General features: G+C 68.6%; 1 protein-coding gene. It reads right to left on the bottom strand.

The features are described from left to right. On the bottom strand, window positions 1–8,423 hold an 8,423-nt coding region (locus tag ACZ67M_RS37725), incomplete at both ends, for an amino acid adenylation domain-containing protein (protein ID WP_469854358.1).

Genomic DNA, 8,423 nt, shown 5'->3' with positions numbered 1-8,423 from the left:
GTCTCCTCGGACACCACCCGATCCGTGTCGTTCCACTCCACCAACACCCGATCACGACCCGACGACGCCAACACCTCCACCCCACGCAACGGGGTGTCAGAACCGGCCGCGATTTCGTCAGTGAGGTGGTCGATCACCGTATGCAGCAACTGGCACACGAGATTCGGGTCTTCCGGAGCAACCACGTCGGTCGTGATGGCGAACCCGGTCCCCAAGTCATCCACCGACACGGCAAGCGGATAGTTGGTGGACTCCCGGCTGTAGACCATCTCCACACCATTGAGCTGGTGCCGACCCTCGTCAGAAGACAGCTCGGCCCGTTGACGACCGTGGCGGTAGTTGAGCAAGGAGGTGAACAACGGCGCCGAGGCCGAGGCAGCACTTGCCTTCTGCGCAAGTGCGAGCGGGGCGTGCTCGTGCACCAGCAGGCCGGCCAGCTGAGCTTGCATCGCCCGCACCGCACTCACGACGCCCAGGGCCGCCACGTCCATTCGCACCGGAAGCGTGTTCATGAACGGACCAGGCACCCACTCCGCACCAGCTCCGGCGTGCATCCGGCCCAGCAGTACGGTCCCGAACACCACGTCCGTCCGGCCGGCGAGGCTCGCCAGCACCCGCGCCCACGCCACGTGGAACAACGTCGCCGGGCTCACCCCGATCGTGCGCGCCCCCTCGCGTACTCGCGCTGCCAGCCCGTCATCCACCCGCAGTCGCGCCGACCGGACACCGGCGCCGTCACCATGGGCGTCGGCCAGGCCGAACGGCAGCGTCGGTTCCGTCACGTCACCCAGTAGCTGGGCGAAGTACGCCTCGTGCTCCGCGCGGGACACGCCCAGCCGCGCCTGGGCGACGAAGTCCCGGAAAGGCAGCGGTACGGGCAACTGGTCCCCACGCCCCTCCATCAACGCCCCGACCTCGCCCAGCACCACGTCCAACGCCGTGTGATCCTGCAACAGGTGATGCACCTGGACCAACGCGAGCCACCGTTCCGTTCCAGGATCCGCAGCTACGTTCACCCGCACCAATGGCGCCTGTCCGACATCCATCCACCGTCCGGCGACGGCCAGTAGTTCATCGACGGGATCCCCGTCCGGCGACAGCCTCACCTCGGTCACGAGAACGACGGCACGCCGCCAGACCACCTGCACAGGCTCGGGCAGTCCTTCCCAGATCACCGCGGTGCGATAGATGTCATGCCGGTCCACCACCTGCTGCAACGCTGCCAGGAACCCGTCCAGCCGCTCACGGTTGTCAAAGCCCAGCACCATCGGCACCAGATACGCATCCGCCTCACCCGGCTCGGCCAGCAGATGATGGAAGAAGATGCCCTCCTGCAACGGCGCCAGCGGGTACACGTCCGCCACGTTCGCGGCACCGCCTTCGACGGAGTCACAGACCAAGTCGACCTGCGCCTGCGTCAGCTCGACCAACGGCAGCATCTCCGGCGTGACCACCTCCGCGTCCTCCGGAATCCCGTTCGGAGGCACCTCCACCACACTTGCACCGCCGCCGGCAGCTGCCAGCGCCGCCGGTGTCGGCGCCTCGAACAGCACCCGCACGGACACGCCGAGCCCGCGCTCGCGCAGCCGGGACGCCAGGGTCACCGCCAGCAGGGAGTGTCCGCCCAGCTCGAAGAAGTTGTCCTCCGCCCCCACCCGCTCCACACCCAGGACATCCGCGAACACCTGACACACCAGCTCTTCGAGGACCGTCGAGGGCCCCCGCCCGCCGGCCGACGAATGCTCGGGGACAGGCAAAGCGGCCCGGTCCACCTTCCCGTTCGCCGTCAACGGCATCTCGTCCAGCACCACGACCGCCGACGGCACCATGTAGTCCGGCAGCCGCTGCCCCACGAACGCACGCACCTCTGCCGTCAGGCCGTCATCCTCGTCGCCTCCGCGGTGGGCGGCGACGTAGGCCACCAGGCGTTTGTCTCCGGGTACGTCCTCACGGACCAGTACCACCGCGCGGTCCACCGCGGGATGCGCCGCCAGTACGGTCTCGATCTCACCCGGCTCGATACGGTAGCCACGCAGCTTCACCTGATCATCCGCACGGCCCACGAACACCAGCTGCCCGTCCACCGTCCACCGGACCAGATCCCCCGTCCGGTACATCCGCTCACCCGGACCCCCGTACGGGCACGCCACGAAACGCTCCCCGGTCAGGCCCGGGCGCTGGTGATATCCGCGGGCCAGCTGCATCCCCGCCACATACAACTCACCCACCACCCCCGGCGCCACCGGCTCCAGGAACCGGTCCAGCACGAACGTCCTCGTCGTCGCAAACGACCGCCCGATCGGAACCGAACCCACGCTTCCGTCGCCCTCACCCACACCAATCACGTAATGCGCCGAACCGACCGTCCCCTCCGTCGGACCGTAGTGATTGACCACATCGACGTCCGGATGCGCATCGCGCCACCGCTGCACCGCATCCCAACCAAGGGCCTCGCCGCCCACCATCAACTGACCCGTCGGAGCACACTCCTCAGGCAACGCCTCCAGCAACGGCAGATGACTCGGCGTCACCTTCAGAAAGCCCAGACGGCGCCCGCCCAGCACCGCCGGCAGACCCTCATCCAGACCGGACACGAACACACATCCACCCGACACCAACGCCGCATACAACCCCGTCACACCCAGATCAAACGACACCGACCCATGCAGCAGACTGCTCTCCCGCACCCCCGGATACGCCTCCACACACCAGGCCACATAACTGGCCAGCGCCCCGTGCGACACCACCACGCCCTTCGGCCGACCCGTCGACCCCGACGTGTAAATCACATACGCCGCATGCCCCGGCCCCACCACGACCCCAGCCGACTCCACCGGCCCGTCACCCACCGCCTCATCCACCAGCACCGCCAGACCCTCCGGCAACCCACCCGCCAACCCCGCACTGGTCACCACACACACCGGGTCCGCGTCCTCGAGCAGCCAGGTCACGCGTTCCGCCGGCGCCTCCGGATCCACCGGCAGATACGCACCACCGGCCTTCCACACCGCCAGCAACGCCACCACCGCATCAACCGACCGCTCCAGCATGACCGCCACCACCGACTCCGGCCCCACACCACGCCCCGTCAGCACCCCCGCCAACCGAGACGCCCGCTCATCCAACTCCCCATACGACAACGCCACCCCACCACCCACCACCGCAGGCGCATCCGGAGTCCGCGCAACCTGCTCCCCGAACAACCCCGGCACCACACCCGACACCCCCACCACACCCGACTCATTCCACCCAACCAACACCCGCCCCCGCTCACCCTCCGACAACACCTCAATCTCTCCCACCCGCACATCCCCCGCCACCACCGACAACACCCGCACCAACCGCTCAGCAAACACCCCCACACTCACCTCATCGAACAGATCCACCGACCCCGTAACCGACCCCCGCAACCCACCAGGACAGCCATCAATCGTGGTCTCCCTCAGGGTCAGGCTCATGTCGAACCGCGACGCCACCTGCCCGAAGGGAACTGCCAAAGCCCGCACACCGTCCAGCTCAATGCTGGGTTCGGCGTTGTTTTCGAGAGTGAGCATGACCTGGAACAGCGGATGCCGGGCCAGCGAACGGTCCGGCGCCAGCACCTCCACCAACCGCTCGAACGGCACCTCCTGATGCTCCAGCGCCGCCAAGCTCGTCTCCCGCACCCGCTCCAGCAACTCACCGAAAGTCGGATCCCCCGACACATCCGTACGCAGCACCAGGGTGTTGACGAAGAAGCCGACGAGGTCGTCGAGGGCCTGGTCGGTGCGCCCGGCCACCGCCGTACCGACGGGAATGTCCTCGCCCGCACCCAGCTTCGACAGGAGCACGGCCAGCGCGGCCTGCACCACCATGAACAGGGTCACGCCCTGCTCCCGCGCCAACGCGGCCAGCCGAGCATGCACCTCCGCCGGGACTTCAAGGGCAACCGTGTGACCCTGGTGCGACGCGGCTGCCGGCCGCGGCCGATCCACCGGCAGCGCCAACTCCTGCGGCGCCCCGGCCAACGCGTCACGCCAGAAACCCACCTGCCCGGCCAGCACACTGTCCGGGTCACCCTCATCACCCAGCAGCTCCCGCTGCCACAGCGTGTAGTCCGCGTACTGCACCGGCAACGGCTCCCAGCCAGGCGCACGACCATCACACCGTGCCGCATACGCCACCGAGATGTCCTCGGCCAGGGGGCCCATGGACCATCCATCCCCCGCGACGTGATGCACCACCACCACCAAGACGTGCACATCCACACCGGTCTCCAGCAGCAGCGCCCGCAACGGCACCTCAACCCCGAGGTCGAACCCATGCCCGGTCTCCTGCGCCACCAGGTCCGCCACCTCACCCTCGACCACCCGCGCGACCCGCAGCACCTCACCCAGCTCACCGACAGTCAGAACCTGCTGATACGGCTCCCCGTCCACCACCGGGAACACCGTCCGCAGCACCTCATGCCGCCCCAGCACATCACCGAATGCCGCCCGCAACGCGTTCACGTCCAGCGCACCCTCCAGACGGAGGGCGATCGGGATGTTGTACGTCGCACTCGGCCCCTCCAACTGCGCCAGGAACCACAACCGCCGCTGAGCAAACGACAACGGCACCCGCTCAGGCCGCTCCCACCGCGCCAACCCCACCCGCGCCGCATCCGCACCCGCAATCCGCGCCGCCAACCCCGCCGGCGTCGACGCCTCGAACAACTCCCGCACACCCACCTCAACCCCGAACACCACCCTCAACCGCGACACCAACCGCATCGCCAGCAACGAATGCCCACCCAGCTCGAAGAAGTCCTGCTCAACCCCCACCCGGTCGGCGCCCAGGACCTCCGCGAACACCTGACACACCAGTTCCTCAGCCACCGTGGCAGGACCCCGCCCACCAGCAGACGCATACTCCGGCGCCGGCAGCGCGGAACGGTCCAGCTTCCCGTTCACCGACAACGGCAGCCCGTCGAGCACCACCACTGCCGACGGCACCATGTACTCCGGCAGCCGCTCGGCCACAAGACTCCGCAAACCGTCACCCACAACGGCATCGCCCTCGGGCACGACGTAGGCGACCAGGCGCTTGTCACCCGGCACGTCCTGACGCGCGACCACCACCGCCTGACCCACCCCGGGATGGGCCGCCAGGACCGCCTCGACCTCGGCCGGCTCCACCCGGAACCCACGGACCTTGACCTGGTCGTCCGCACGGCCGACAAATGCCAGCTGCCCGTCCGCGGTCCACCGCGCCAGGTCACCGGTCCGGTACATCCGCTCACCCGAATCACCAAACGGGCACGCCACGAACCGTTCCCCCGTCAGGCCCGGACGCCGGTGATACCCACGAGCCAGCTGCACGCCGGCGACGTAGAGTTCCCCGGCCACCCCGGGCGGCACCGGCTCCAGGAACCGGTCCAGCACAAACACCCGCGCATTCGCCACCGGCCCGCCCACCGGCGGCACACCCACCCCACCCTCAAGCACCCGCCCGGCAGTGACCATCACCGTCGCCTCCGTCGGCCCGTACGTGTTCACCAACACCCGGCCATCCGCCGCCCACACCCGCGCCACCTCAGCCGACAGGAGCTCACCACCCACCAGCACCCGCGCCAGCCCAGGCACCGTCTCCGGGTCGACCACACCCAGGAGGGACGGCACCACGCTCGCGACCTCCACTGCCTCCCGCACCACCACATCAGCCAGCAACCCCACATCCGCCCGCTCCGCCTCCGACGCCACCACCAGACGACCACCCGACGCCAACGTCACCGCAACATCCAGCACCGAACCGTCAAAACCAAACGACGCAAACTGCAACACCCCCACACCAGGCCCCACGCCCAGCACCGGACCCAGAGCCGCCACCAAACCCACCACCGCACCCCGAGACACCACCACACCCTTCGGCACCCCCGACGACCCCGACGTAAACATCACATACGCCGCACCACCCAGCCCAGCACTCACAGGGTCCGCCACCGGCGCGGAATCCAGCCCGGGATCGTCCAGACACACCACCGGCACACCCAGACCGTCGGGCAGCCGACCAGCCAGAGCGCTGTCGGTCACCACACAGACCGGCCCCGCCTCCGCCAGCACCACACCCACCCGCTCCACCGGATACAACGGATCAACAAACACATACGCACCCCCCGCCTTCCACACCCCCAACAACGCCACCACCACATCCACCGACCGCTCCAACACCACCCCCACCACCGACTCAACCCCCACACCCCGCCCCACCAGCACACTCGCCAACCGACCAGAACGCTCATCCAACTCCCCATAAGTCAGCGACTCCCCACCACACACCACCGCCACCGCACCCCGATCCCGCACCACCTGCTCCGCGAACAGCTCCACCCACGACGCCTCAGGCACCGGCTCGACAGCGGCATTCCACCCCGCCACCACCTCATACCGCTCCGTCTCCGACAACACCTCAACCCGCCCCACCCGGACCTGCGGATCCGCGGCCACCAGCGACAGAACCCTCACCAACCACCGACCAACCCGCTCCACCGTGCCCGCATCAAACAAATCCACCGACCCCGTAACCGACCCCCGCAACCCACCAGGACGACCCTCCCCATCAACCACCTCACTCAACGACACATCGAGATCGAACTTTGCCGCCGCCAGCTGAACCCCAACCGGCGCCACTCGCACACCCGGCAACTCCAGAGCCGCCCCATCCACGTTCTGGAGAGTGAGCATGACCTGGAACAGCGGATGCCGCGCCAGCGAACGATCCGGCTCCAGCACCTCCACCAACCGCTCGAACGGCACCTCCTGATGCTCGAACGCCGCCAAACTCCCCTCCCGCACCCGCTCCAGCAACTCCCCGAAGGTCGGGTCCCCCGACACATCCGTACGCAGCACCAGCGTGTTGACAAAGAACCCGACGAGGTCGTCGAGGGCCTGGTCGGTACGCCCGGCCACCGCCGTCCCGACAGGAATGTCCTCGCCGGCGCCCAACTTCGACAGGAGCACCGCCAGTGCGGCCTGCACCACCATGAACAGAGTGACGCCCTGCTCCCGCGCCAACGCCGTCAGCTGCGCGTGCACCTCCGCCGGAACGACAACCGGCACCGTATGACCATGGTGCGACGCGGCTGCCGGTCGCGGCCGATCCACCGGCAACGCCAACTCCTGCGGGGCCCCGGCCAACGCGTCACGCCAGTAGGCCACCTGTCCGGCGAGCACGCTGTCCGGGTCACCCTCATCACCCAACAGCTCCCGCTGCCACAGCGCGTAGTCCGCGTACTGCACCGGCAACGGCTCCCACCCCGGAACCTCACCCGCGCACCGCGCCGCATACGCCACCGAGATGTCCCGCCCCAACGGCCCCATCGACCACCCATCCCCCGCAACGTGATGCACCACCACCACCAACACATACACACCTACACCGATCTCAACCAACAAGGACCGCAACGGCACCTCAACCCCGAGGTCGAACCCATGCCCGGTCTCCTGCGCCACCAGGTCCGCCACCTCACCCTCGGCCACCCGCGCGACCCGCAGCACCTCCCCCAGCTCACCGACAGTCAGAACCTCCTGATACGGCTCCCCGTCCACCACCGGGAACACCGTCCTCAACACCTCATGCCGCCCCAGCACATCACCGAACGCAGCCCGCAACGCGACTACATCCAGCGCACCCTCCAACCGCAACGCAACCGGCATGTTGTACGTCGCGCTCGGCCCCTCCAACTGCGCCAAGAACCACAACCGCCGCTGAGCAAACGACAACGGCACCCGCGCAGGACGCTCCCACCGCGTCAGACTCACCCGCGCCGGAGCTGCCTCCGCGATCCGGAGCGCCAGCCTGGCTGGGGTCGGAACCTCGAACAGGAGCCAGATGCCCGCCTCGACACCCAGCCTCGAACGGATGCGGCTCACCAATCGCGTGACGAGGAGGGAGTGGCCCCCCAGTTCGAAGAAGTCGTCGTCGGGGCCCACCGTGTCCAGGCCAAGGACGTCGGCGAAGATCTCGCAGAGGATCCGCTCCTCCTCCGTGGTGGCCTCACGCCCCTCTCCGGCCGTCCCGTATTCCGGCGCCGGCAACGCCGCTCGGTCCACCTTTCCATTCACGGTCAGCGGCAGCCTTGTCAGCTCGACCACCACCGCGGGAACCATGTACTCCGGCAGTTCTTCGCCGACAAAGCCACGCAACTCGGCACTGAGCCGGCCGTCCACACCACCCGCGCCCAAGACCTCGTCCGGGCCTGCGCCCTCGCCCTCCCTCGCGCCCTCGGGCACGACGTAGGCGACCAGACGCTTGTCCCCCGGCGCATCCTCACGCGCGACCACCACCGCCTGGCTCACCTCGGGATGCGCCGCCAGCACCGCCTCCACCTCACCCGGCTCCACCCGGAAGCCCCGCACCTTCACCTGATCATCCGCACGCCCCACGAACATGAGCTGCCCGTCCGC

Source organism: Streptomyces sp. NPDC107500 (assembly GCF_055582785.1).
Note: the sequence above shows the minus strand (reverse complement) of the source record. Positions and strands in the feature narration are given on the sequence as shown.